Here is a 25,560-nt window from a genome sequence, read left to right as displayed (position 1 = left end):
GGACGGGTTCGTTTCCCGCAAGGGCATGCCGCGATGACGCAGGCGCATCGCACAACCTCCGTCGCGTATGACGCCACGGTGCCGGATCCCGATCCCGCCATCGTCATGAAGTCGGTGTGGAAGGTCTTCGGTGGCCGCGAGCGCGAAGCGATCGAGGCGATCCGGAGCCAGGGGCTCGACAAGCAGCAAGTCTCGGAGCGCTTCGGCTGCGTGGTCGGGGTCGCGGGTATCGACATCTCGGTTGCCCGCGGCGAGATCTTCTGCGTGATGGGTCTTTCGGGCAGTGGGAAATCGACGCTGATCCGCCACATCAATCGCCTGCTCGAACCGTCCGCCGGAGAAATCTTCATCGATGGCGAGAACATCATGGCGAAGAGCCCGACGGAGCTTCGCGCGTTGCGGTCGCGCAAGATCGGCATGGTGTTCCAGAGCTTCGGGCTGCTGCCTCACCGCACGGTGCGCGACAACGTCGCGCTGCCGCTGGAGATCCAGGGCGCGGGCAAGCAACGCCGCTTCGACGTCGCCGAGGCCGCGCTGGCGAAGGTCAATCTGTCGGGTTGGGGGGACCGCTATTGCCAGGAACTATCGGGAGGCATGCAGCAGCGCGTCGGACTGGCGCGCGCTCTCGCGGCAGATCCGGCAATCCTTTTGATGGACGAGCCTTTCAGCGCGCTCGATCCGTTGATAAGGCGACAGCTTCAGGACGAGTTCGTGGCCCTTTCCAAGTCGATGGGCAAGACGGTGATCTTCATCACCCACGATCTCGACGAAGCGATCCGCATCGGCGACCGGATCGCCATCATGAAAGACGGCGCGATCATCCAGACCGACACGCCGGAAGAGATGGTCACGGCACCGAAGCACGATTACGTGGCTCGCTTCATCGCCGATATCTCGCGCCTCAACGTCATCACCGCGCGCCGCGTCATGCAGCCTGTTGCCAAGGCCGGGCCGGAGCAGCAAGGACTGCGCAGGGTTGCCGAACATGATCTTCTGTCCACTCTCGTGGAGATTGCGGCGGTCTCGCCCGATCCGCTGGCGGTCGAGGACGCGAGGGGTGTTATCGTCGGTATCGTCGATCGCCAGTCGATCCTCGACGGTTTGAGAAAGGGGATATGAGGTGAATTCGCATACGCCCTCGCGTCCCGCCCTCGCGGTCCCGCAAGAGGCCGGATCCGAGGACGCGCTTATCCGCGAATTCGCGGTCCAGAGTTCTGACTACTATGTCCGCGCCTTCGCAAGGATCAGGAACGCGACCGGAAGAGCCTGGTCATTCAACCCTACCGCGGCACTTCTTGGGCCTGCGTGGGCGGCCTCGCGAAATCTGCTGGTGTTGTTCTGGATAACGCTGCTGCTCCACATGGCGGCCGTCGCCCAGATCAGCATCGGCGCTTCCGGCAACCTTGGTGCCGCGGAGCAGAGCCGTGCCGACCGCCTGACGCAACAGGCGGGCGAACGAGCCAAACAGGCGCAGGCTGCCAGAGATGCGGGCGCCGCCAATGCCGATGGCCTGGAAAAATCGGCGAAGGCTCTCGAGCGTGCGGCGGCCAAGGCGGTGGCGACCGCAACCGCGGCGCGCGCTGGAGGTCCGCGCGTTCTGGCAAGCGGCCTTGCCACGCTGGCATTCAGCGCCGCTCTCGGCGGGCTGCTTGCCAACGGCATGCTTGAACGCCGCTTCACTCGGTGGCGTTCGGATCGAACCCTTCACAACGGCCGGAACCACCTGCTTGCATCATGCGCCACGCTCTTCTGCGTCGCGGTCTTTACACTCACGGCGTATCGTTTTGCCACGGCTGCTCCGCCGTCGTGGCTGGCGGCTGCGCCGTCGAACAGGGATTGGCAGGCCGCGTTGTCATCCGGGCTCGATGGCGTGATGCGGCAAGTGGCACAGTCGGGAGACGGCTTCTTCAGCCTCATCACCCGGGGTCTGTCCGGCTTTCTCGATGCTCTGGCCTATGTCCTGGCCTCCATGCCATGGCCCGTTACGATGGCGCTGATCCTGCTGCTTGCCTGGCAGGTTGCCGGCCCGCGCGTCGCCATCTTCACCGGCGCGGCGCTCGCCTATCTTTCATTGCTCGGCTTCTGGGAAAAGAGCCTCGACACGATCGCCCTGCTCGGCACGGCGGCGATCCTGTGTCTGGCCATCGGGATTCCGCTGGGTATCTGGTGCGGACGCCGGCCGCGCGTCTATGCGGCCATACGCCCGGTGCTGGATTTCATGCAAACCATGCCGGCCTTTGTTTACCTCATCCCCGTCATCGCGCTCTTCGGCATCGGCAAGCCACCTGGCATCATCGCCACGCTGATCTTCGGCACACCGCCCGTCGTGCGCCTGACGGCGCTGGGCCTGCAGGGCGTTCCGGTCAGCATCCGCGAGGCCGCGCAGGCATATGGCGCGACGCGATGGTTTCTCCTCACGCGTGTGGACTTGCCGTTGGCCAAACCGTCGATCATGGCCGGCATCAACCAGACGATCCTGATGTGTCTTTCCATGGTTGTCATTGCCTCGCTGATTGGAGCGAAGGGGCTTGGCGAGGATGTACTCAATGCATTGCAGTATGCCGCCGTGGGGCAGGGGCTTCTGGCTGGTTTCGCAATCCTGCTCTGCGCCATGGTGATCGATCGCATTGTCCAGGGCAACATTTCGCAATCGGGCAAATAGCTCCGAATACGCTCGATAATCCCGAACAGATGGCGATGACGCGAAGCTTCCGGAGTGACATCTGTTTTATGGAAAGCAGTCGGAGCAGGGCAGCGGAGGCGTCGAGCGCTTCAGCGATAGTCATTTCTTTGCAAAAGATCGATCGCGGCAGCATATCGATCTTCTAGGACGCCCCGGGAATTGCTCTGGTCTTGTGGCTGTTCGGTTTCCGGTCTAACTAGCCGACGGTTAAATCTTATCGGACTCGCGATGCTTTCCGATTCCAGCGTACCAGAAGTTGCACGGCGGCCCGGCTTGAGTGGCAACACCAAGGTAACGCGCGAGGACTGGATGAAACTCGCGCTGGAGACGCTGATCTCCGAGGGCGTGGAGGCTGTGCGGATCCTTGCGCTCGGGCAGAAGCTGGATGTGTCCCGCTCCAGCTTCTACTGGTATTTTAAAAGCCGTCAGGACTTGCTGCACCAGCTTCTCGATCATTGGCGTGACAACAACACCCGCTTCATCGTCAAGCAGGCTGACAGGCCCGCCGCGTCGATAACGCAGGCAGTGCTCAACGTCTTCGAGTGCTGGCTGGATGAATCGCTTTTCGATCCGCGGCTGGATTTCGCCGTGCGCGCCTGGTCGCGCCAGTCAGCCGAAGTGCATCGGATCGTGAACGAGGAGGACGACACACGGGTCGACGCCATCCGGGCGATGTTCTCGCGACATGGCTACGAACATGTGGAGGCATTCGTGCGGGCGCGCGTGCTGTACTTCACCCAGATCGGTTATTATTCGCTTGAAATCGTAGAGCCGGTGAGCAACCGCCTGTCCCTGACGCCTGCCTATCTGCTCACACACACGGGCGAAGAACCTCGCGAAGGGGAGGTGGAGGCCTTTGCCGAAAAGATACGGAGGCGACCCCGCAGTTCCCGTGCCGCTGACGATGAGCTCGCTGCCTCGGCAGTTCGATAGCGCCGGCCTCCGGTGCCCCTCGGATCAATTCAGATCGCGAGGAAATTCCCTGACCTCTTCACGATCAACGACGATCTCGTCACCGGTACGCGCAACGAGGTGCGTCTCCATGCGCCAGACATCACGCAGCCCACGAACCGTTGCGGAAACCGAAACGCTGGCGTTCCAGTCGCCTCGCGCGTAGGACTTGTCCCAGGTCACGGTTCCCCGCGCCGAGTTTGGATGGTCGGGATGAATGGCGTAGACCTCTGTCTGCCTGGCCGACACAATCATGCCGGTGTGCGGGTGGCGCACAGTCCCGGTGTCGCTGACGACGGTGTAGATAGTCTCGCCAGTCACCTGATTCGTCGTCACCTCGCGCCGGAAAGGCTCGCCGGATTTGACTACTTCCTGTGCCATGGGCGTCGCGCTCTCCGGCGCTTCGAAGTCCGCAAGCGTCGCGTCGAGGGCCTGTGGTTCGCGCACCGGCAGGATCAGCCTGCTGCCAGCGCAATGGATCGACAGTGTCGCCTTCTCTGGTGCCGGAAAGACAATCGGCCAATGTCCCGTCGCGACGGCGAGCCGGATGCGCTGACCTTTCTCGAAGCGCTGGCCGCAGCAACGCAATTTCATGCGCACCGTCTCGACCTTGCCTGGCTTCATGGGTTGGGGTTCGAGGTCGTCATCCCGATGCGTGAGGTTCAGGATCCCATAGCTGATGCGTGCAGCCGCACCGTCTTCAAGCACGAGTGACAAGGTTGCCGAGACCAGCGCGACCGGCTTGTCCGAGGAGAGTTTGACCTCAAATTCCGGGAAGCCGAGAATCTCCACGGCTTCCTGCAGAGGCTCCGTTTCAAAGATGAGTGCGTTGCCGGCTTCCATGCGCTGATCGACCGGCAATGTCGGCACGGCCCCATAGCCGCACCACGTTCCGGAGGAGAGGCCCGCCGTTGACGGCGAGCAGATTGTCAGCACGTCGTCGCTGCCGGCGCTTTCGCCAAGGCGCCCTGGCGACAAAGCGAGAGAGCGCTCGCCGGCTCCGGGCCCTGGCCAGGAAGGCTCGGCGGCCCAGTGGCCGGGGCGCTCGTCATAAATGGCAGCTGGCGGCGCGGGATCCTGGATCCAGGCACGCAGCATGGGCTCGTCGGCAATGCCGGTGTTGATACCCTTGAGATATTGATCCCACCAGCGCAGGCATTCCTTGAGGAACCCGATGCGCGGGCCGGGCATGGCGAAATGAGGATATTTGTGTCCCCAGGGACCGATCAGCCCCTTGCGAACGCCCGGGAGGTTTTCCATCATTCGGAAGATCGGGTTTGGATAGCCGTCGACCCAGCCACCGACTGCGTAAACGGGGATCTCGATATCGGAGTAGTTCTCGCAGATCGAGCCGTGCTTATAGAATTCGTCTCGGCGCTGATGCTCGAACCAGTCCTGCATCCAGATGCCGTTGCCGTTTAAGCGGTCGTCCCAAAGCTCGCGCCAGCGATCCCCTGCAATCAGCGGATCGGGCGGCGTCATGGCGATTGCCCAGGCGGTGGTACCCCAGTTCAGATTGTCGCACATCTGCGCGCCGCCGAGATAGTGGACGTCGTCATTGTAGCGGTCGTCGGTAGAGCACAACGTGATGACGGCCTTCAGTGCCGGCGGCCGGCGGGCGGCGACCTGGAGCCCGTTGAAGCCGCCCCAGCTGATGCCGATCATGCCGACCGCGCCGGAACACCAGGGCTGCTTCGCCAGCCATTCGATCACCGCGAGGCAGTCATCCTGCTCCTGCTTGAGATATTCACCCTTGCAGATGCCTTCGCTGTCACCGCTGCCGCGCATGTCGACCCTCACGCCAGCATAGCCGTGACCGGCGAAGTAGGGATGCGTGAGCGCGTCGCGCTCCACCGTTCCGTCACGCTTGCGGTAGGGCAGGTATTCGAGAATAGCAGGCACGGGATCTGCCTCGGCGTCCACCGGGAGCCAGATGCGGGCAGCAAGTTTCACGCCGTCGGGCATCGGGATCCACAGGTTCTCGATCTCATGCACCTTGCGCGGAAAATCGGTGACCACGCGGATGTCTTTCATCGGGCGAACCTTCTCTTAGGTTGTGGCAATTGTCTTGACGGCGCGCGGGCCCGCATCGAGCGGGAAATGGCATGTGAGCCGGCTAGTCCCGAGCGCGGACGAGGCAGGCACCTGACCTGCACAGATGTCTTGAGCGAACGGGCAACGGGTGTGGAACTCACACCCAGAAGGCCGGTCGAGCAGCGACGGCACGTCTGCGGGCAGTGCGATGCGGTTGTGCACCTTGTCCGGATCAGGTTCGGGATTCGCGGAAAGCAGTGCGGCCGTGTATGGGTGCCGCGGCGCCTGAAAGATCGCTTCCGTCTCGCCTTCCTCAACAAAGCGCCCGAGATACATCACCGCCATCCGATCGGCGATCTGCCGCACAACGTGCAGATTGTGGGTGATGATGAGCATCGACAAGCCCATGCGGTCGCGCAAGCTGTTGAGCAGATTGAGCACCTCGCCCTGGATCGACACGTCGAGACCGGCCGTCGGCTCGTCGGCAATGATCAGCACGGGGTCGAGCGCAACGGCCCTTGCAACCCCGACCCGGCGAGCCTGCCCGCCGGAGAGCTGGTGCGGATAACGGTCGGCGAAATCGCGTGGAAGACCGACCAAGGCAAGCAGGCGCTCCACTTCGGCGTTGAGGCTGCGCCCGGACAGGCCATGGATGGCGAATGGCTCCGCGAGCAGCGACCGAACGCTGAGCCGTGGTGACAGCGAGCCGACCGGATCCTGGAACATCATCGATATCTTGCGCCGCAACGGCTTCCAGCCCGCGTTCGAAAGACTGCCCAGTTCCCGGCCGTCGAAGCGGATCGAGCCGCTCGCCGCCGGCTGGAGGCCGTTGACGGCGCGCGCGAGCGTCGTTTTGCCCGAACCGGATTCGCCCACGAGCGCGAGCGTCTGGCCGCGCTCCAGGGTGAAACCGACCCCGGCGACGGCCTCGATTTCAGTCAGCCGACCGGCGAGCGCGCTGATCACGCCGCCGATGCGGAAACGCACCCGAAGGTCGGAGACTGCGAGCAGGGGTTCCGTTGTCATGCACGCGCCCCGGCCGTTTTTTCGGCGTGCCAGCATCGCGTGACATGGGCGCCACCGATCGGGATGTCCGGGGGCATCTCTGCGCAGGCCTCGTCGGTGAATTCGCAGCGCGCTTGGAAAATGCAGCCCTTCGGTCGGTCGCGAAGGTCGGGTAGCGTGCCGGGAATGGTGGGCAGCTGCGGTTCGCGGCGCGAGAGCCTCGCCGGATCGCAAGCGAGCAGCTTTTTGGTGTAGGGGTGTCGCGCATTGTGGAAGATATCGCGTGTCGAGCCGTGCTCGACGACCTCGCCGGCGTACATGACGATCATGTCATCGCACAATTCGGCGATGACGCCGAGGTGGTGCGAGATGAACAGCACCGAGCAGCCGATCTGCTGCTGTAGATCCTTCAACAGTTCAATGATGGCGACTTCCAGTGTCGCGTCCAGCGCTGTCGTGGGCTCGTCGGCGATCAGCAGGGACGGCTGCATCAGAAGCGCCATCGCGATTGCGATACGCTGCTTCATGCCGCCGGAGAATTCGTGTGGAAACTGTGCCAGCCGACGCTCGGGGTCGGGGATGCGGACCTTGCGCAACATCTCGATCGAACGCGCATCCTTTTCTTTGCGAGACAGGGCCGACCGATATTGGATGTCGCGCATCTGCCGACCGACCGACAGCACAGGGTTGAGCGCGCCCATCGGATCCTGGAAGACCGTCGCGATTTTTTGTCCGCGCAGTGCCCGCATGCCGTTTGCGTCGAGGTGGACGAGGTCACTCTGGCCCTCGAACAGGATCTCGCCCGACGTCACCGCACCATTCTCGGCGAGCAGGCCGAGAACGGTGTTGATCAAGGTCGACTTTCCGCAGCCGGACTCACCGACGACGCCTACGATACGGTTGGCCGGCACCGCGAGGTTCACCTTGCGCAGCGCTTGCAGTGTCCCGGTCTCGGTGACGAAGTCGACGCTCAGGTCCTTGACGTCAAGGATCGTCATTGGCGCCTCTTCAGCCTGGGATCGAACACGTCACGCAGCGTTTCGCCGAGGAAGGTGAAGCCGAGCGTGGTGAGGATAATCGGCACGCCTCCGGCAACCACGATCCAATATGAATCGCGGATGTTGACGAAGCCGTCATTCAGGATCGCGCCCCAGCTCGGCAGAGGGGGCCTGACGCCGAGGCCGAGGAAGCTCAATCCGGCTTCGATCGCCACGACGACCGGAATATCCATCGACGCCAGGATGAGAATGGGGCCGATGACGTTGGGCAATATGTGGACGGCGAGGATGCGCGCCGTGCCGGCTCCCATCGAGCGCGCCGCCATCACATGCTCCGCCGACTTCAGGACAAGCGTCTGGGTGCGGATGATGCGGGCATATCCTGGCACATTGACCAGGACCACCACGGCCAGCACCGCAAGCAGCGAAGGCCCCGTCAGCGTGACGAGCGCGAGCGCCAACATCACCGTGGGGAAGCTCTTGATGGCATCGAAAAGCAGCAGAAGCAGATTGTCGAGCCAGCGCGGTCCATAGCCGGCGATGAGGCCGAGCAGGATGCCGCCGGCCAGGGATAATCCGGTCGCGCCAAGCGCAATGGCCAGTGCGATGCGGCCGCCGTGGAGTACGCGCGAGAACAGATCGCGGCCGAGATGATCGGTGCCCAACAGATGTTGGAAGCTCGCCGGTGCGAAGCGCTCGGCGGGCGAGAGCTTTGTCGGCGGGTAGCTGGCGATCACGTCGGCGAAAAGCGCGGAGAACACGACGATCACAACCAGGATGAGGCCGAACGCGCCCAGCGGCTCGCGAACAATGCGCCTGAAAATGGGGCCGATGGCGGCGAAGCGCCGCCGCGGCGGCTGGTCAACTAAAGCTTGATCTGACACGAGGATCCAACGCAGCAATGATGATGTCGGCGAGAGCGTTCACCACGACGAAGAAAACGGTTGTGACCAGCACCGCGCCGGTGACGACTGGATAATTGCGTACGGAAATCGCCTCGTAGACCAATTTGCCTATGCCCGGCCGGGCAAAGACGATCTCGGCGAAGACCGCCGAGGACACCATGGTGCCAACGCCGACGCCGAGCAGCGTGATGGTTGGCAGGATGGCGATGCGCAGCGCGTAGGAATAGGTGATGCGTGACTCGGGCAGGCCGAACGCCCGCGCGGTGCGGATATGAGAGGCTTCGAGCGTCTCCAGCATCGAGGCCCGCACCATGCGCGCGATGTATCCCACCCAGCCGACGCCGATTGCGAGCGAGGGTAAGATGAGATGCTTCAACTGGCTGCCCGGATTGCCAGGCTCCCCGGCGCCGATGGCTGGCAACCACTGCAGGGCGACGGCGAAGATCAGCAGCGAATAGATCGCGATGACGAAGGACGGCACGGCGATCACCGCGACGGACAGAACACCGATGACGCGGTCGACGAAGCCGCCGCGCCGGATCGCGGCGACGCAGCCTAGCGGAATGCCGAGCAGAACGGACCAAGAGATCGCCCCGGCAATCAGGGCCAGCGTGAACGGCAATTGTTCGAACACCACGCCGAGCACGGGTCGCCCCGAAAGGATCTCGATGCCCAGATCGCCGCGAAGCGCGGAGAAATAGAATCTGGCGAACTGAACCCAGATCGGCTGATCCAGCCCCATGCGACTGCGCAGTGCCTCTACCATCTCGGGCGTAGCGCGCGGACCGAGCGCCACGGAGGCCGGATCGCCTGGGATCACGTAAATCATGGCGAACAGCATCGCCATCGCGACACTCACGATGACCACGCTTAGTCCCAGCCGTTTCAGCGCATACTGAAGCATCTCAGGACCCGGTCGATCCGCTCGGCCTCATGCCGTGGCTCCCCGTCACGTTCAAGCGAGTTTGAAGTCCTCGAAGCAGGGCTCGCCATTGGGTTTGAGTGCCGCCGCCACGCTCTTGCGATGCATCACCCCGGTGACCTCGTGGGTGAGGAAGACATAGCAGCCGCTCTCTTCCATCAGGTCCTGCATTTTCTTGTACATGACGTCGCGCTTGGCCGGATCGAGTTCCACCTTGCCTGCGACGACCAGTTTGTCGAACTCCTCGCTGCTGAACTGCTCCCAATTCCATACGCCGATCTGGCTACGCGTGTACCACTCGGTGGCCCAGCTCGGGTCGGGTTGCATCGAGAAGCGTGACAGCACCATCTGGAGCTTCTTGGAATAGGGATTTTCCTTGGAGCCGAGTGTCCAGAACGTGCCGCTGTCGTTCTGCTTGATTTCGACATTGATGCCGATGTCCTGCAGGTTGGCCTGTACGACCTGCGCGGCCGACAGCCGTTCTGCCTTGTTGAGGATATCGAGCGTGACGGTGACGCCGCTGGCGCCGGCCTTGTCGACCAGTTCGCGTGCCTTGTCGGGATCATAGTCGAAGAGGTTCTTCTCCCGATGGCCGATCAGGCCCGGCGCGATGATGCCGGTGGAGGTGTCGGCAGCGCCGAAATAGGCCGCATCCACCACGGCCTTGCGGTCGACGCCGTATTGAATGGCGCGGCGCAGGTCGGGATTGTCGAAGGGCGCCGCGGTCTGGTTCATGCCGAGCCAGACAAAGGCGAGCGAAGGTTTTTGGACCACAGCGGTGTTTGCCGGCGGCGTTTCCTTCAGCCGCTTGATCGACGACACCGAAGTCCACGTATAGTCGAGATCGCCTGCCTCGTAGCCGAGCTCGGCGGTCTTCTCATCCTCGATTGGAAGGATATGGATTTCGTCGTAGCTGCCTTGCTCGTATTTCCAGTCCGGGTTGCGCACGAGCACGGTGCGCTGCTTGGGTGACCATTCCTTCAACAGGTAAGGCCCGGACTGCGCGACGGGCTTTACGCCCAGCTTGCCGCCTGCCTCCGTCACTGCACGCTTGGACAGGATGGTGCTTGATGGCGTCGGCAATGTCGACGTCCATAGCGGCGCGAAGCCTTCCTTCAGGTGGATGATGCCCGAAAGCTTGTCCTTGACCTCGACCTCCTTGAGTGTCGCCCAGTCGCCGGCATAGGGCGACTTGTTGCTGGGATCCGCGATGCGTTCGATCGAGAATTTCACGTCCTCCGCGGTCAGCTGACCAAATCCGTCGGTGAAGCCGATATTGTCGCGGAGCTTGAAGGCAACGGTGAGCGGATCGAGCTGCTCGATCTTCTCCACCGCCATCGGCTTCCAGCCCCAGTTGTCGCCTGGCGTGGCGACGACAAGGCTGGCGAAGATGACATTGGTGATGTCGCCTTCGGGCGCCGCGAGGCGGAAGGCCGGATCGAGTGTCTGGATGTCGCCGTAGGACCGCACCTTGAGGATAGAGCCGGCCGCTTGCGCGCGCTTGCCGGAATAGATCAGCGACGCAAGGCCGAGCGCCCCGGCGCCTGCCAGTAGGCCGCGGCGTGTTATCTCGATATTCGCGACTTTGGTCATGTTCTTCCCCTTCGTTTTATTGAGCGCTCTGCGTCGCTTGTGGAAACATCGAGGTCTCCATCCGGTAGCCTGCCCTGACTGTACACTTATGTCCAGTGGGAAAATGCGTCATGCGTCGCGAAACAGGAAGCCTGTTCCGCCTAAGCGCCGCCCGAGCGCGAGCGCCTGTTGCCAGGGATTATTTCCAGACTTCTCGCGCAAGGCGCATGAAGTTGCCACCCATGACGCCGCGGACCGTTTGTTCCGGCTGGCCGCGGCGCAGCAGGACTTCGACCAGCTCCGCCATTTGGCCAGGCGAGGAATAGGTCGTCTCGCCTTCGGGGTATTCGCTCTTTGGCCAGAAATGCGGATTGCTGGCGATGATGTCCTCGATGCCCTCGACCTCGACCGGAAATGCATAATCGAGACCGATGCCGACATGCGGCGGCCCGGCGAGATCGATCAGATATTCGATGTGGTCGGCCAGGCGTTCGGAATCGGTGCGCCCCTCGCCGAGGAAGCGATTGAGGCCAACGACGCCGATGATGCCGCCGGTGCCGGCGCAGGCCCTGATCTGATCGTCCGTGATGTTGCGCCCGTGAGAGCACAGCGCTTTCGGATTGGAGTGCGAGAAGATGACCGGCCGGCGGCTATATTCCATCACCTCCATGGTCGTTCGATAGCCCGTATGGGTGACGTCGACAAACATGCCGAGGCGGTTCATCTCGTCGATCACCTGCCGGCCAAATGCCGTCAATCCCGCATCGGTGTCATGGCATCCGCCACCGGCGAGATTGTTGCGGTTATAGGCGAAGAGTATCTGACGCACGCCGAGGCGGTGGTAGAATTCGACCATTTCAATCCGGCCGTTCAGGGCGTTCATGCCTTCGATGTCGAAGGTGACCGCCAGCTTGCGCTGTGCCTTCGCGGCGAGGATGTCATCGGCTGACCCGACGAGCGCGTAGTCGTCGGGACGCGCCATTATCCAATGCCGGAAACAGGCGAGCGTGGCCACCGTCTGTTCCCAGGCAAGCAGATCGAACCCGACATCGATGGAAAGGTAATCCACGCCTGCCTCGCGCCATATCCGCAGATTGTTCAGATCGGCAGCGGGGTCCGGCATGAAACCGGAGTGGGCGTCCCAGATGACTTCGCTGTCCAGGATCGATCGGATTTTGTCGTCAAGCTTCATCTGTTATGCCCGGATTTGTTGCGTTCCCTTCGTGATCTGCGCACTCCAGGCATGGCGGGTCAACCGTCGATCACGCCGTGGAAGCCCGTGGCCCAACCTAATGTACACTGGTGTCTAGACAAAACGTAAGCTGTCGGTATGGTGCGTCCGTGATGCTTGCCCGGACGGCAACATCGGCCGGGCGTGCTGCTGGGAAGTTGCTATGGACAGGGTACGGAATTCGGGATCGATGAACGCGCAAGGCACTGGCCCGATGTCGGGCGATTTTCGATCTGCCGCGGAATTCGTGGAGTCGGAGAGCTTCTATTCTGCCCTTTTCGGCCTGCATGGCCACGTGTTTTCAGGTCGCTCCGCATGCCGTCACGTCTCGGCGGACACGCTGTTTTTCATCGGGCAGAGCTTCGAGGAAGACCTCAAGGTCGCGCCGGTCAGTCGCCTCTACCAGCTTGCACGCAGCGGAGCGCCCGAGCGGCTGAACGACGCCGAAACCAGGCAGATCCGGCTTGCGCCGGATGGTCGGGTTCTGGCGCTGGCCCGCGTCGGCGACGAAGCGGGCTTCGACCGGATCGAGCTCTGGTCGGGTAGGCAGATCGTCGCCATGTCGGATGTCCCCGGCCGCATCGAACAGATCGACTGGTCGCCCGACGGCCGAAGACTGTTGCTTGTTGTTGCCGGCACGGGCGCGGATCTTGCCGGGATCCACGGCGGCTACGCGCAGAAGCAGAAGATGGAAGCGCCCACCTGGCTGCCCGAGGTCACCTGCGGGGCAGGCGAGGATCTTTGGCGCCGGATCTGGCTGTGGGACCTGAAAATCGCACCGGTGGCGCTGACATCGGCGCCGGTCAATGTTTGGGAGGCGAGTTGGTGCGGCGCGGATAGGATCGTTGCTGTGACCAGCGACGACCACGGCGAAGGCAGCTGGTATGCAGCACGGCTTTCGCTGATCGACGCGAAGTCGGGATCGGCGACGCCGCTTTTCACCCCTGCCGACCAGATCGGCGTTCCGCGCGGTTCTCCCGATGGTTCCCGCGTCGCCTTCATCCAGGCGTTCTGCAGTGACCGGGGCCTCGTTGCTGGAAAGCTGTCGATGTTCGAGCTCGGCAGCCGCGAACTCACGACCGTTCCCACCAATGTGATCGATGTCACGTCGATCGAATGGCGCGACGGCGTCAACTTGCATCTAGCGGGGATACGCGGCCACGAAACCGTCATCGCGGATTACGACACGTCCGCCTTGTCGCTGACAGAGCATTGGTCGTCCACCGAACTGAGCTGCGGCGAGTGGGCACCGTCTAGCATGCCGGTCGGAGCCTCCGGCGCGATCTTGATCGCCGAGGCCTATGATCGCGCTCCGTTTCTGGCCGAGATCGTTGAGGGGCAGTTGCAGGAGATCAGCTCATTCTCCGCGTCCGACGCGCAATCCAGGATGTCCGGGTGCGGGAAGGCCGAGCCGTTTTCCTGGAGCGCGCCGGACGAACTCGAAATTCAGGGATGGATCGTACGCCCACCGGAGGCGGACGGGACGACGCCACTCCTGGTCGATATCCATGGCGGGCCGATCTCGTCCCATCGCAACCGCTGGATGGCCCGCACGCGCGCCGCACCGCTGCTGGTCTCTCGCGGCTGGACGATCTTCTTCCCCAATCCGAGGGGCAGCACCGGACATGGCGATGCCTTTTCCCGTGCCGTGCAGGGTGACATGGGCGGCGCAGATGCCGACGACATACTGAGCGGAATCGACGCCCTGGTGGAAAAGGGCCTGGTCGATCCCGGCCGCGTTGCCTTAACCGGCACCAGCTATGGCGGTTTCATGTCCGCCTGGCTTCCGACGCGCAGCGATCGTTTCGCTGCAGCCATCCCGATCTCTCCGGTGGGCGATTGGTACAGTCAGCATCGCACGACACAAATCCCGGAATTTGACGCGCTCATGCTCGAAGCCTCGCCTTGGGAAGAGGGCGGGGCCTATTTCAAGCGCAGCCCCGCCTTCTATCGGCAGCTCAACAAGGTGCCGACGCTGGTCATGGCTGGCGGCATCGACAAGAGCACGCCACCCGGCCAGGCGCAGGAGTGCCATTTCGCGGCCCTGCGCTCTGGCTCCCCCAGTGTGCTCGCGATCTATCCGAACGCCGGACACAGCCTGCGCAGCTACCCCGAATATATCGACACGGCTGCCCGCATCGTCCGGTGGCTCGATACCTATGTCAGCGGTTCTTCGACCGCAAAGATTTAAGGAGGAAAAGAAATGCCGGCAGCAGCTGACAACAAGCATATCGTGGTCGTAGGCGGTGGCATCATCGGATGCTCCACCGCTTATCACCTGCTTCAATCCGGCATGAAGAAAGTAACGCTTCTGGAAGCGAACGAGACCGGTTCGGCCACCACCAGTGCCGGTGCCGGCTTCGTCTCGCATTGGTCTGCCGGCATGTTTCCGGTCGGCGAGGAAGGGCTCAGACTCCAGCAATACGGTCTCGACTTCTACCGCATGCTGCATGAACTGGGCACCGAGATCGGCTATCGACCGAACGGCACATTGATCATGGCGCTCACGCCGCAGGGGCGCGAGGATTTCGTCAACCCGGTCCTCAATTCGCCTTATGCGCCGAAGGAGATGCAGGACCTGAACGCTGGCCAGATCGGCGAGAAGATGGGCGGGTTGATCGATCCCGCCAAAGTTCATTCCGGCGCCTACAATCCGCATGGCATCCAGCTCGACACCAAGCTCGCACTCGGCGCGCTGGTGAAGGAAATCGAGCGGCTCGGCGGTATCGTGCGGAACAGGACGAGGGTTCGCAAGATCCATGACGCCGGCGGCAAGATTACGCTGGAAACCGGCGGCGAGACGATCGAGGCCGATGGCGTGGTCGTGGCGGCGGGCGCCTGGAACAACGAGATCCTCGCCGGCCTGGACTGGCACCTCCCCCTGTTGCGGGTGCTGGCCACGCGCGTGGTCACCGACAACCGCGGCCTGCCTTCGACACTGCCGACCGTGCAATGCCGCGAGCTGCGCCTTTGGCTGCGCGAGACCTTCGGCGCGATCATGTGGGGCACTGGCAGCCACTACACCCCGCTGCACCGCTTGGAGGAGACTGAACTCGAGCCCGGCCAGCCGCACAATGGCGAGCTGATGCAGTCCATGGTCGATCATCAGATGGCAAGGCTGCAGGAGGTCTTTCCGCCTTTGCGCGGTTCGAAGATCGCCAGTTGGGCGCAGGGCGTCCCTTGTTACACGCCGGACCTGGGATTGATGGTGGGGCATGTGCCGGGCCATGCGAATGTCGTCGTTGTCGGCGGCGACAATGAAACCGGAGTTAGCCATGGGCCGGGCCTCGGCAGGCTCGCCACGGAAATCCTGCTGGACGCCCCGCGCTTCGTCGACCCCAGACGGTTCAGGATCGAACGCTATGCGAGGGAGGTCTTTCCAACCGAACAGGATGTCGAAGCGGCAATGCCTGCGTGGAGCACTCGCGAAGGCAGTGTGCGCTTCTCGGCCGCGGCCGAATAAACAGCGGAGTTCAGTGTGGCGTAACGCTCTCGAGCAGCGCCAGCGCCACCTTCTGCTCCGTTGATGTCGTCTTTTTGCGGGTGACGAGGTAGAAGGCGTCGGCATGGCGGCGTGACGTCCTGGTCAGTCGGACCAGCTGCCCGAGCCTCAGCTGATCCTCGACGAAGCCCGCCCAGGCGAGCGCCGCGCCGCGGCCGGCTATCGCCTCGTGCATCATCGGCAGGTAGCTTGAAAACGTCGGCCCAGGTAGGCTCTGCGTCGTGCCGATCCAGGATCGCCAGTTGTCGATCGCATCCTGCGGGGCCGCCAGATGCAGCAGTGGCACGTCGAGGAAGGCTGCAGGATCTTCCGAAGCCAGTGCCGGATAGCGTTCGAGGAAGATCGGAGAGCAGACGGGGAACCACTCCCCGTCGAAGAGTTTGCGGGCGACGAGGCCCGGCCAAAGCTCGGGGCGTCCGAAACGTATCGAAATGGCCACTTCCGGTCGGCTGTAATCATCGGCATTGCTCGACGTGAGCAGCGTGACGCGGCCATGGGTGACATGGGAGGTCACCAGATCGAACCGCGGCATCAGCCAGGACTGGACGAGATCGTAGCCGCTTGCGATGACGAAGGAGTCGTGACCGGCCCCCTGCAGGCGACTGATGGTATCCCGGATCGTGCCCAATCCGTCGCGGATCGCCTCGGCAAGCGTGGCGCCGTTTTCGGTCAATGAGACGCGGTTGCCCTTGCGCGTCAGCAGGTCCAGCGACAGGCGTTCTTCCAGATTGGCGATGTGACGCGACACGGCCGACTGCGCGATAGCGAGCTCCTCCGCCGCGGCGGTCAGGTTGCCGCGCCGTGCGGTTGCCTCGAACGCGACCATCGCGTTGAGCAAGGGGAGGGAGGATTTAAGCGTCTTCATGATTCAGTTGGCAGGCATTCTATGACTTTTTGAGATGGAAGTGTATCAAATTCATGGTTGATGACTGGAAGGCTTCGCTGCAACTCTAATCAAAAGGCATTAGCCAGCAGCGGAGGCCGTCCATGCATGCAAACGACAAGACCCTGTCCGAAATCGATCGCGCCCGCGTCGTCAAACTGATCGACGAACATCGCAAGGACTGGTCGCTGCAGCAGGCTTTTTACCTCGATCCGGATATCTTTGCGCTTGAGCGCGAGCTGTGGTTTCCCCGCCAATGGGCCATCGTTGCCCATGCCAGCGAGGTGCCGGAGAAAGGCAGCCACATCATCCGTCAGCTGTTTGACGAGGAAATCATCGTCGCCCGCCACGGCGACGGTGAAAACGACATTGCAGCCTACCACAATGTCTGCACGCATCGCGGCTCGCGCCTCTGCCTTAAGGATGGTCGCAGCAGGCTGCTGGTATGCCCCTATCATGCCTGGGGCTTCCGGCTGACTGGGGAACTACAGACGAGGCGCGACCTGCCCGAAGGCGTCAACGGCGACGACCTCGCGCTGCACAAGGTCCCGACCAAGATGATCGGCGGCCTCGTGATGTGCGGCCTCGAAGCCGGGAGCCTGCCGGATATCGAGCCGGCAGCGGCCGGATTGACCGACCTACTGCGCGAAAACGGAGTGGCGGACGCCCGCATCGTGGCGCGCAAGAGCTATCTCACCAAGGCGAATTGGAAGCTGGTCCTGGAGAATTTCCTGGAGTGCTACCACTGCCGACCGGCGCACCCCGAGTACTTCCGCGTCAACGGTCATGTGAAAGTGACCGCGATGCGCGATGAATATAACGCCGCCGAATGGAAGCAGGAGATCGATGCCTGGCACAGCGTCATCGGCGACGCCGAGTTCCACAAAGGCGTCTGGGAGCCGGGGGACCTGGATACGATGCCCTTCGCCATGCATCGCAAGCCGATCGGTTCGGGACGTCTCACCTTGTCCGACGACGGTCAGCCGGTCTCGTGCCTGATGGGCGGGCGCAGCAAGTATGACGGTGGCGAGAACGGCTTCCGGATCGGCAGGCTCTCATTCCTGAGCGCACCCAATGATTATCTGACAATGTTCCAGATGGTCCCGCGCAATGCCAATGAGACCGACGTGATCCTGACATGGCTGGTCGACAAGGACGCCGACATGGCCGTCGACGCCGACAGGATTTCCTGGATGTGGGACGTAACCACCGTCCAGGACAAGAAGATTACCGAAGACAATGCCGAGGGCATCGCCTCGCGGGCCTATCGTCCCGGACCCTACACGCCGCTGGAGTCTCAGGCAGCCTTCTTTGTCGAGACTTATCTGTCGCAACTGCGTGCATTGATCACCGGCCAGCCAGACGACCGGCAGCAGGGATGGGCGCCGCCCGCGCAGCTCTTTGCGTCCGCGAAAGTGGCCTGCGGCACCCGACGGCCGTAGGCACACCTGCCGCAGCCACTATCCGAATGACGACTTCGTTTCGCCAGGAAGGCCGACGCTCAACTCTCGATGTATTCGCCGTCGAAACCCGCGAACTTCATCAGGCTGGCATGATCGAGCAGGCGAACATGGCCTTGCCGGAACTCAAGGAACTTGCGCTCGCGCAGCTCCCGCAGCATTCGATTTACATGAATTGGAGTAAGGCCGAGGGCGTCCGCGAGGTCGTACTGGGTCAGCGGGCATTCAAAGCTGTTGTGAGTAACCGAGCCAACTCTTTGCAAGCGCGCTGTCAGTTCGAGCAGCAGATACGCCGTTCGCTCCAGGGCGTTGCGTCGTCCGATATTGGCGAGATGTTGTGCGATCACCGCACCGTTGTGTGCCAGGGCCTCAACAATGAAGGAGAAGAGATGGGGTGATTTCATGGCAGCCACCGTGAACGTCTTGATGGGTGCCACCGACAACGAAAGTTCGGTCTGAGCAAAGAATGTTTCAAGAGCGCCGCCCCCATGTGACTGAGGCAGAATGACATCGCCTGTCAGGGCAAAATCCAGGATCTGGCGCTGTCCGCTTGGAAGCTCATGCGAAATGCAGCCCCAGCCCGACTCGACGATGTATATGCGATCGTTGTTGTCGCCTTGACTGAAGATGACCGTGTTGGCTGGACATCGCTTTGACGTGAACCCCAGGGTCTTGATAAGCGCCGCGTCGTCACCTTTAAGCCCAACATATGACGAGCGGGACTCATCCCATCTCAAAAGAGAACGTGAAGCATACGTCATCCGTACCGCCTGCGCGGGGTTAAAAATACACCTTCTTCGGATAGCTCATGGACATAAAAATGGCCGACGGCATTGTGCCAAGTCAAATGACTTGTTCTTGAGCGCTTCCCTGATCTCCAGGGGCAATACAGGCTCTGATACCCAGGTTTCGGGAGAGCCATGCAGCTTAGCTCACGTCGGGTCAGTAGACTTTCCTCTTTGAGTTTAACTCATAATATATCTCAGTTTTCTTCGAGTGACAAAGGCGCAAAAGGACTACCAATTTAGTGGTAGGAGAAAAATACCTGCAGGTGATGGGCTCGTTCCGAGTGTTGTCGTCGAAAGATAGACCCTTCTGGAGAAAGCGCCTGCCGACATCGCGGTGCGAATACTCGGCCAGGAGATGCGATTTTCTTTAGCCGTAACTCTGCCTAGGAGCAGATTTACCCTCTTCCTGAACTGGAAGCGGGAACGGTTCGATCTGTCCTGCGGTCTTGTCGAGATATTGCATCAACGCCGTCACCAGATGGTAGAAGATGCTGGCGGGAACCTCCGTAGCCAGTGACCGTCCGCGCTCGTCGATCCTGTCCACCCACAGCCCAAGCGGGGCGGGATCGATATGCCATCTGAAGAGGCGAGCGACCCGTGCCTCGATCTCGGGTTTCAGATCGGGCCCACCGGCGCCGTCCAAGGCGATTGCCGCTTTGATGGCCTCGCATTGCGGCCAGCTGCGAGAAAGCCGGTCAAGGGGCATCCCCTGTCGCGACACGGCTGCGTAGGCGAGACCTGTGGCTCGGTTCAATCCGCTGGCGACCGCCGACGAATAGAGTTTCCTCGCATACGCGGCCAGATCTTTCTGCCCACTGGCCCGGGCAAAATCGACAAGGAGCGAGGCCCATTCGAAATGATGCCCGGGTTCGGTCCATTGGCCCTTCTCTCCGGGGATCGGAAGCCAGTCGGCGTCGAAATATTCCCCAAGCGTCCAACTGTCCTGGTCGAAGAAATGGCATCGGAAGAGATCGATGATGCGCGCCGCCCGACGAAGATATGTTCGATCACCGGTCACGCCATACCAGGCAAGAAAGGATTCGAGCATGTGCATATGTGGGTTCGAGGAGCGCACTCCGTTCCAGCCGGGGGTCTCGAGAAAACCGTTCAGACTGCCGTCCTCAAGGTGTGAGTCGATGAAGTTGAATGTCTCCTGCGCGAGCTGCAGTGCTCCTTGGTGACCGCATCGATAGGCATGGGCAAGCGCCAGGAGCACGCAGGAATGGTCGTACGCGTCCTCCGTCGGGTCAGCCACACTGCCATTTGCATTCAGCGTGCGAACCCAGCTGCCACGGTTGGTCCGGCCGTGTTGTGCGATGAAGTTGATGCCATGGTCGATGAGCATGTCGGCCGGTCCGGTCCAGCCGCGTTCCTTGGCCACTGCGAAAGCATAGATCTGACGAGCCATCGTCCGTATGCGCTTGGGCTTACCCAATGGCCTGGCATCGAAACCGAGAGCCTCGTGGAAGCCGCCATGCACATGGTCGACACCCGCCGTAGACCACAGCGGCAGAGTTTCCTCGAAAAGCCAGTGCTCGACGCGCTTGCGCCATGATCCGCTGAGGACAATCCGATCTTCCGACGCCGTGAATTTCGTCTCGAGGCGTCCGCTCTTCTCCAGCTGTTCGACGACTTTCTTCACGTTCTGACTGTGGCTGACAGGAGCGACGAACACCGCGTCCGGTGTCGCCACCACCGCGACATCCTTCATCCCGATTACGGTCAGCAGCCTGCCCTGGCTTCTCAGGTAGGAACCGTCACAATTCATGGCAACGACATCACCCATTACCACATTGCCGTTGCTGTCCGTCGGGCTGGCTTCGAGTAGCGATTGCCACGATCCAAGGTCATTCCAACGGAAGGAAGCCGTCACCATCGCGATGCTTTGCGCATGCTCCATGACGGCATAGTCGATCGAGGTGGAGGGGACCTCGGAATAGAAGCCTTGGGGCAGGTAAAGACCCGAAACGTCGCCCCTGGCGGCACTGAAAGCTCGTTCCGCAGTGTCCCAGATCTGCGGCTGGAGCTCAAGCAAGGCCCCGCGCATCGTTTCAGCGCGAAATAGGAAAATGCCTGCATTCCAGTAGAAACGTCCCGACGACAGATACGTTTGAGCCGTCTCGATGTCTGGCTTTTCGACAAAGCGCGAAACTGCGGTTGCACCGTCGCCATTGGCAGCAACCTCAATGTACCCATATCCGGTTTCCGCATGAGTGGGCTTGATGCCAAACACGACAATGCTTCCCGAGTGGGCGGCTGGTATGCCTGCCTCGATGGTCTGCCAGAACTGTGTTTCGCTCGAAATCTCATGGTCGGACGGAACCACGAGCATAAGCGCATCGCTACCGTGTTCAGCGATGGTCTGCAGTGTGGCGACGGCAACGGCTGCGGCCGTATTGCGACCCAAGGGTTCGAAGATCGCCTTTCCTCCGTTCAGGCCGAGCGGACTGATGTCGGAGATGACGCGTTCGGCGTGTCTTTCAGACGCGATGAGGTAGATCGGCGTCTCGCCGTTCGGCCACGCCTTGAGGCGCCGGACCGTCTTTGCAAGCATCGAGCCATCCCCCGAAAGATCGTGGAATTGTTTGGGGTTGTCTTCACGTGAGAGCGGCCACAACCGTGAGCCGACGCCTCCGCTCATGACAAAGCTGATGATCCGGTGTGCCATGCGTCAGTCCCTCTCAGAATGTCTGGTTGTAGGCTCCGACCTCAGGATTGCGGCGCAGGACGGCGTCGAGCGCCTCGAACATCTGTCGACGTCGTTCCGACGAGACGGGGCTTTCGACGACGACGACAATTTCGGGCTTGTTCGATGATGCTCTGACCAAACCCCAGGTGCCGTCCTGAGCCACGACACGCACCCCGTTGACGGTAACCAGATCAGCCAGCGGCTGACCCGCAAACTCGGTCCCGTCCCCCTTCATTTTCATGAAATCACCGACAACCTTGTCGACCACGCCGTATTTGACTTCGTCGGGACAGTGGGGCGACATCGTCGGGGTGCCGAAGGTCATGGGCAGGGTGCGGTAGAGTTCGGCCAGCGTCTTTCCCGGATTCCGGTCGAGCATCTCGCAGACGGCTATCGCCGTGACGAGGCCGTCGTCATAACCACGCCCGATCGGTGGATTGAAGAAGAAATGCCCCGACTTCTCGAAGCCGGCGATTGCATCAAGCTCAGCAACCCGTCGCTTGATGTAGGAATGCCCCGTTTTCCAGTAATCGGTGCTCGCACCGTTTTGCGCGAGAACGGGATCCGTCATGAAAAGCCCGGTTGATTTCACGTCCACGACGAAAGTGCATTGTGAGTGCAGGCTGGAGATGTCTCGCGCCAGCATGACACCAACCTTGTCCGCGAAGATCTCGTTACCTTCATTGTCAACCACGCCGCAGCGGTCGCCGTCGCCGTCGAAGCCCAGCCCCAGATCAGCTCCGGTCTCCAGGACCTTGTCCCGGATTGCGTGCAGCATCTGCATGTCTTCGGGATTAGGGTTGTAGTGCGGAAACGTATGGTCGAGTTCGACGTCGAGGGGGATCACATCACAGCCGATGCTCTCCAGCATCTGCGGCGCAAAAGCGCCCGCTGTACCGTTGCCGCAGGCAACGACCACCTGCAGCTTTCGGCGAATGCTCTTTCCGGTAACCAAATCCGCGATGTATCTCTCGCGAAGTTCGGATACGAATTGATAGTTTCCACCACCGACTAGGTCGAAGTCGCCGTCCAGCACGAGCGCCTTCAGGGCCGTCATCTGGTCAGGCCCGAACGTGAGGGGTCTCTGCGCGCCCATCTTCACTCCGGTCCAGCCGTTCTCATTATGAGACGCCGTGACCATGGCAACAGACGGAGCGTTGAGTGCGAATTGGGCGAAATAGGCGGTCGGGGAAAGCGCCAGGCCGATGTCCTTGACCCGCGCGCCAGCGGCCATCAGTCCTGAGACCAGAGCCATCTTTATGGACATGGAGTAGCTGCGAAAGTCATGGCCGGTGATGATCTCCGGTCCCACGCCCATTCGGCGGATCAGGGTGCCAAGACCCATGCCCAACGCCTGGGCTCCCATCAAATTGAGCTCGGGCTCTTTCTCCGAGCCTGGATGGCCGAACCACCAACGCGCATCGTATTCACGGAAGCCGGTGGCTTTGATGAGAGCATTGTTCTCGAACGCGAAAGTATTCGGTTTGGCGTGGTCGACTATCTTCAAGGTCACGGCTACCGCTCCGATATTGCGGCAATATTTCTATCATGCCGGTGCCCTGCGACCCCTTCATGAATTCGGGTAGCCCTACTCCGTTGTTCGTGCCTCCTTATCCAATAGGTCATGCTGATCGATGGTCGAAAGGATGTCTCGCCAAGGCATGGCAATTGGGTATCGCGGAAGGACTGCGTGGCGATTTCCCTGCACTTGCGGCCAACCGGGTACGGCAGGCGCCGCTCGAACAGCAGAAGTCATTTCCAGCCAGATCAAGCGGCAGCCTGCTGCGCATTCTTCACTCCCATAGGGGGTAGGCCTACGCCAATTGGAGGCGTTTACCTTCCTCTGCGCCGGGATAGTCTTTCTCGCAAAGCTTGGGATCGCGGGGGCCCTCGGCGCATATGAGAACATTGGCCGGACGCCATGAAGCTCCTGTGTCAGACCTGCGTGCACGCCTGTGCCAGGCCTGAGTACACGAAGGATACTCTTTCGTGTCCGCTGGAGATGTTAGATGAACCGCTTGTTCGCCAGCCAGTGGCCCTTGGCAACCAATCAACAGGCCAATGCCGGGCAGGATTTCATTGGCCTATCCGACATAACCGGATTTCTGAGACATTACGTCGGAACAATCGCGGCCTGTGTTGCCGCCGCACTCTTGGTAGCGTGGTTCTACAATTCAACCACAGACCCGGTTTTTACAGCCAGTGCGCAGATCCTGATCGAGCCGAGATTACCGCAACATCTGCAGGAAGGTGCCGAAGTAAATCTATCGTTGGATACCGCGCAGGTGGAAAGTCAGATCGCAGTCATGCAGTCCGAAAAGATTGCATCGATGGTCATCGATCGGCTGAAACTGATTGAAAACACGAATTTCAATCGTCCACGGGCACCGATGTTGGTCGAGAGGTTCGGGAAGATAAGGGACAACATAGCTGAGGTTCTGGGATTCCAGAAAAGCACTTCGGCCTCGGAATCGGTCGCGAAGCTGACTGACTACCAGAAGGCCCGCCTCACCATGCTGATTTTTCGCAACAGCCTCGATGTGAGAAGGGTCGGTGTCTCCTACGCAATCGAAATATCCTTTACTTCGGCCGATCCCGACGGTGCCGCAAAGATTGCGAATGCCACTGCCGACGCTTTTGTGCACGAACAAATCGAAACCAAGGCCGAGGCTGCAAGAGAAGGCGGAGCCTGGCTGGAAGAACGCCTGCAACAACTGCGCACCCAGATGAACGAGGCGATGGCGAAGGCGCAGGAATTCCGTTCCCGGCACGACTACAGCGTGGGCCGAGATACCGATGTCGGCGCTAATCCGGAGCCGACCCTCGAAGAGCTCGAGGTGACGGCAGACACCTATCGGAAAATGTATGAGAGCTTTTTGCAGGCGTTCACGAATTCGGTCAGCCAGCAATCCTATCCGGTTGCCGATGCAAGAGTGATCACGGCCGCGACAGCGCCACTGTCCCCAAGCGCGCCAAGGCCGAAGCTGGTATTGGCTTTCGCGGTTGTAGCAGGCCTGATTCTCGGCATTGGCCTTTCTTTCGCGCGGCATTCGCTCGACTGGACTGTACGGTCGCCACGTCATATCCGCGATAATTTGGGAATTGAGTGCGTCGGTGACTTGCCGCCCGTGAGCAACCGCAAGGAATTCGGAAACGTCGATGAGGTGGCCAGACGTCCTTGGTCGCGATACAGCCAGAGCCTGAGGAAAGCGCGAACCGAAATCAGCCTTGCTGAAACGAGCCACCCGGTGAGGTTCCTTGGACTGACCGCTGTTTCGAACAACAGCCAGAAGAGTATCGTCGCGACCAATCTCGCCACGCTCTACTCAATGTCGGGCCTCAAGACGCTGGTCATAGATGTCGATCTTCGCAGGCCGACGATCACCACGCGGCTGCCTAACCATTCGGGCATGCTGGGCAAGGAGTGCAAAGATCTTGTTCAGCTGAATATCATTCGCACTCCGGGGCGGTTCGACCTGCTTTCAAGTTCTGTGGTGGATGCCAGAAATCTGCTCGTGCCAAAGAACATGCAAGCACTCCTCCTCGAACTGAATGCCGACGAAGCGGCTGCTTACGACAAAATCATCGTTGACCTGCCGACACTTGAAACCGGGGCCGACGACCTGATCGTTGGCTCCGTGCTTGACGGTGTCGTGATCGTTGCTGAGTGGGGAAAGACGCACGTCGACACGCTGCAGGAACTCGTCAGGACACTGCAGGCCTCCAGGACGCCGATACTTGGCGTGCTTCTCGCAAAAGCGCGTGCAATGACGTCCCAGCACCGGCGGGTTCGGCTAGGTAAGGCGCTTTCGATAATCGGCAATGCGTATAGGGCAATCATACGTCGGGATTAGGGGGCAACCTCGGGAGTATCGCGCTACCTCCTTTGCATTTCTTGCCTGCGCGTTCCGACCTTGGAAGACTATCGAAGTCAAAC

General features: G+C 61.3%; 18 protein-coding genes. 7 read left to right on the top strand and 11 right to left on the bottom strand.

The features are described 5' to 3' along the window. Window positions 1-33 precede the first annotated feature (33 nt). From ACFWXH_RS24580 to ACFWXH_RS24570, 3 genes are all read left to right on the top strand, one after another. Window positions 34-1,119, top strand: coding sequence for a glycine betaine/L-proline ABC transporter ATP-binding protein (locus ACFWXH_RS24580; RefSeq protein ID WP_379123952.1), 1,086 nt, complete (start codon window positions 34-36; stop codon window positions 1,117-1,119). Between the two features lies 1 nt (window position 1,120). Continuing rightward, on the top strand, window positions 1,121-2,662 hold the full coding sequence (locus ACFWXH_RS24575; protein WP_379123951.1) for an ABC transporter permease: 1,542 nt from the start codon (window positions 1,121-1,123) through the stop codon (window positions 2,660-2,662). Between the two features lie 294 nt (window positions 2,663-2,956). Next, the gene (locus tag ACFWXH_RS24570) at window positions 2,957-3,616 is read left to right on the top strand and encodes a TetR/AcrR family transcriptional regulator (protein WP_379123950.1); all 660 of its coding nucleotides are present in this window, start codon (window positions 2,957-2,959) and stop codon (window positions 3,614-3,616) included. 24 nt (window positions 3,617-3,640) lie between these two features. Here ACFWXH_RS24570 and ACFWXH_RS24565 read toward each other — a convergent pair whose 3' ends face one another. From ACFWXH_RS24565 to ACFWXH_RS24535, 7 genes are all read right to left on the bottom strand, one after another. Further along, window positions 3,641-5,668, bottom strand: a complete 2,028-nt coding sequence (locus tag ACFWXH_RS24565) for a CocE/NonD family hydrolase (RefSeq protein ID WP_379123949.1) — start codon at window positions 5,666-5,668, stop codon at window positions 3,641-3,643. A gap of 15 nt (window positions 5,669-5,683) precedes the next feature. Then, complete coding sequence (locus ACFWXH_RS24560; RefSeq protein WP_379123948.1) at window positions 5,684-6,655, bottom strand: ABC transporter ATP-binding protein; 972 nt, start codon at window positions 6,653-6,655, stop codon at window positions 5,684-5,686. A 35-nt stretch (window positions 6,656-6,690) separates the two neighbouring features. Then, on the bottom strand, window positions 6,691-7,671 hold the full coding sequence (locus tag ACFWXH_RS24555; RefSeq protein ID WP_379123947.1) for an ABC transporter ATP-binding protein: 981 nt from the start codon (window positions 7,669-7,671) through the stop codon (window positions 6,691-6,693). Next, window positions 7,668-8,555, bottom strand: coding sequence for an ABC transporter permease (locus ACFWXH_RS24550; protein WP_379123946.1), 888 nt, complete (start codon window positions 8,553-8,555; stop codon window positions 7,668-7,670). Before ACFWXH_RS24550 ends, ACFWXH_RS24555 begins: the two co-directional genes overlap by 4 nt. Further along, window positions 8,533-9,480 (bottom strand): ABC transporter permease, encoded by a 948-nt coding sequence (locus tag ACFWXH_RS24545; protein WP_379123945.1) that lies wholly within the window; start codon window positions 9,478-9,480, stop codon window positions 8,533-8,535. The genes ACFWXH_RS24550 and ACFWXH_RS24545 overlap by 23 nt, the downstream gene beginning before the upstream one ends. A gap of 51 nt (window positions 9,481-9,531) precedes the next feature. Next, entirely contained in the window at window positions 9,532-11,091 is a 1,560-nt protein-coding gene (locus ACFWXH_RS24540; RefSeq protein WP_379123944.1) for an ABC transporter substrate-binding protein, read from the bottom strand. Between the two features lie 178 nt (window positions 11,092-11,269). Further along, window positions 11,270-12,262 (bottom strand): dipeptidase, encoded by a 993-nt coding sequence (locus ACFWXH_RS24535; protein ID WP_379123943.1) that lies wholly within the window; start codon window positions 12,260-12,262, stop codon window positions 11,270-11,272. Window positions 12,263-12,464: 202 nt separating this feature from the next. Between ACFWXH_RS24535 and ACFWXH_RS24530 the strand changes: the two genes are divergently transcribed. Together ACFWXH_RS24530 and ACFWXH_RS24525 are read left to right on the top strand one after the other, a co-directional pair. After that, complete coding sequence (locus ACFWXH_RS24530) at window positions 12,465-14,492, top strand: prolyl oligopeptidase family serine peptidase (RefSeq protein WP_379123942.1); 2,028 nt, start codon at window positions 12,465-12,467, stop codon at window positions 14,490-14,492. Between the two features lie 12 nt (window positions 14,493-14,504). Continuing rightward, window positions 14,505-15,764 (top strand): NAD(P)/FAD-dependent oxidoreductase, encoded by a 1,260-nt coding sequence (locus ACFWXH_RS24525; RefSeq protein WP_379123941.1) that lies wholly within the window; start codon window positions 14,505-14,507, stop codon window positions 15,762-15,764. Window positions 15,765-15,774: 10 nt separating this feature from the next. Here ACFWXH_RS24525 and ACFWXH_RS24520 read toward each other — a convergent pair whose 3' ends face one another. Then, window positions 15,775-16,668, bottom strand: a complete 894-nt coding sequence (locus tag ACFWXH_RS24520; protein WP_379123940.1) for a LysR family transcriptional regulator — start codon at window positions 16,666-16,668, stop codon at window positions 15,775-15,777. A 122-nt stretch (window positions 16,669-16,790) separates the two neighbouring features. Here ACFWXH_RS24520 and ACFWXH_RS24515 point away from each other — a divergent pair, with 122 nt between their 5' ends. Beyond that, window positions 16,791-18,128, top strand: a complete 1,338-nt coding sequence (locus ACFWXH_RS24515; RefSeq protein WP_379123939.1) for an aromatic ring-hydroxylating dioxygenase subunit alpha — start codon at window positions 16,791-16,793, stop codon at window positions 18,126-18,128. 59 nt (window positions 18,129-18,187) lie between these two features. Here the strand turns inward: ACFWXH_RS24515 and ACFWXH_RS24510 are convergent, their stop codons facing one another. From ACFWXH_RS24510 to ACFWXH_RS24500, 3 genes are all read right to left on the bottom strand, one after another. Next, entirely contained in the window at window positions 18,188-18,907 is a 720-nt protein-coding gene (locus ACFWXH_RS24510) for a Crp/Fnr family transcriptional regulator (RefSeq protein ID WP_379123938.1), read from the bottom strand. Window positions 18,908-19,301: 394 nt separating this feature from the next. Further along, window positions 19,302-21,602: a mannose-1-phosphate guanylyltransferase/mannose-6-phosphate isomerase gene (locus ACFWXH_RS24505; RefSeq protein ID WP_379123937.1), complete on the bottom strand. Its 2,301-nt coding sequence runs from the start codon at window positions 21,600-21,602 to the stop codon at window positions 19,302-19,304. A gap of 13 nt (window positions 21,603-21,615) precedes the next feature. Further along, window positions 21,616-23,136 (bottom strand): phosphomannomutase/phosphoglucomutase, encoded by a 1,521-nt coding sequence (locus tag ACFWXH_RS24500; protein ID WP_379123936.1) that lies wholly within the window; start codon window positions 23,134-23,136, stop codon window positions 21,616-21,618. Between the two features lie 496 nt (window positions 23,137-23,632). On the opposite strand from ACFWXH_RS24500, the gene ACFWXH_RS24495 reads away from it, so the two are divergent. Beyond that, window positions 23,633-25,477, top strand: a complete 1,845-nt coding sequence (locus tag ACFWXH_RS24495) for a GumC family protein (protein ID WP_379123935.1) — start codon at window positions 23,633-23,635, stop codon at window positions 25,475-25,477. Window positions 25,478-25,560: the final 83 nt, after the last annotated feature.

Source organism: Mesorhizobium sp. NPDC059054 (genome assembly GCF_042739215.1).
Lineage (GTDB): Bacteria > Pseudomonadota > Alphaproteobacteria > Rhizobiales > Rhizobiaceae > Mesorhizobium.
Note: the sequence above shows the minus strand (reverse complement) of the source record. Positions and strands in the feature narration are given on the sequence as shown.

What these genes read in the sequence shown, in the direction of transcription:
- ACFWXH_RS24580 (WP_379123952.1), top strand. Translation starts at nt 34, where the DNA reads ATGACGCAGGCGCATCGCACAACCTCCGTCGCGTATGACGCCACGGTG.
- ACFWXH_RS24505 (WP_379123937.1), bottom strand. Translation starts at nt 21,602, where the DNA reads ATGGCACACCGGATCATCAGCTTTGTCATGAGCGGAGGCGTCGGCTCA.
- ACFWXH_RS24525 (WP_379123941.1), top strand. Translation starts at nt 14,505, where the DNA reads ATGCCGGCAGCAGCTGACAACAAGCATATCGTGGTCGTAGGCGGTGGC.
- ACFWXH_RS24515 (WP_379123939.1), top strand. Translation starts at nt 16,791, where the DNA reads ATGCATGCAAACGACAAGACCCTGTCCGAAATCGATCGCGCCCGCGTC.
- ACFWXH_RS24495 (WP_379123935.1), top strand. Translation starts at nt 23,633, where the DNA reads ATGAACCGCTTGTTCGCCAGCCAGTGGCCCTTGGCAACCAATCAACAG.
- ACFWXH_RS24535 (WP_379123943.1), bottom strand. Translation starts at nt 12,262, where the DNA reads ATGAAGCTTGACGACAAAATCCGATCGATCCTGGACAGCGAAGTCATC.
- ACFWXH_RS24565 (WP_379123949.1), bottom strand. Translation starts at nt 5,668, where the DNA reads ATGAAAGACATCCGCGTGGTCACCGATTTTCCGCGCAAGGTGCATGAG.
- ACFWXH_RS24520 (WP_379123940.1), bottom strand. Translation starts at nt 16,668, where the DNA reads ATGAAGACGCTTAAATCCTCCCTCCCCTTGCTCAACGCGATGGTCGCG.
- ACFWXH_RS24510 (WP_379123938.1), bottom strand. Translation starts at nt 18,907, where the DNA reads ATGACGTATGCTTCACGTTCTCTTTTGAGATGGGATGAGTCCCGCTCG.
- ACFWXH_RS24555 (WP_379123947.1), bottom strand. Translation starts at nt 7,671, where the DNA reads ATGACGATCCTTGACGTCAAGGACCTGAGCGTCGACTTCGTCACCGAG.
- ACFWXH_RS24530 (WP_379123942.1), top strand. Translation starts at nt 12,465, where the DNA reads ATGGACAGGGTACGGAATTCGGGATCGATGAACGCGCAAGGCACTGGC.
- ACFWXH_RS24545 (WP_379123945.1), bottom strand. Translation starts at nt 9,480, where the DNA reads ATGCTTCAGTATGCGCTGAAACGGCTGGGACTAAGCGTGGTCATCGTG.
- ACFWXH_RS24540 (WP_379123944.1), bottom strand. Translation starts at nt 11,091, where the DNA reads ATGACCAAAGTCGCGAATATCGAGATAACACGCCGCGGCCTACTGGCA.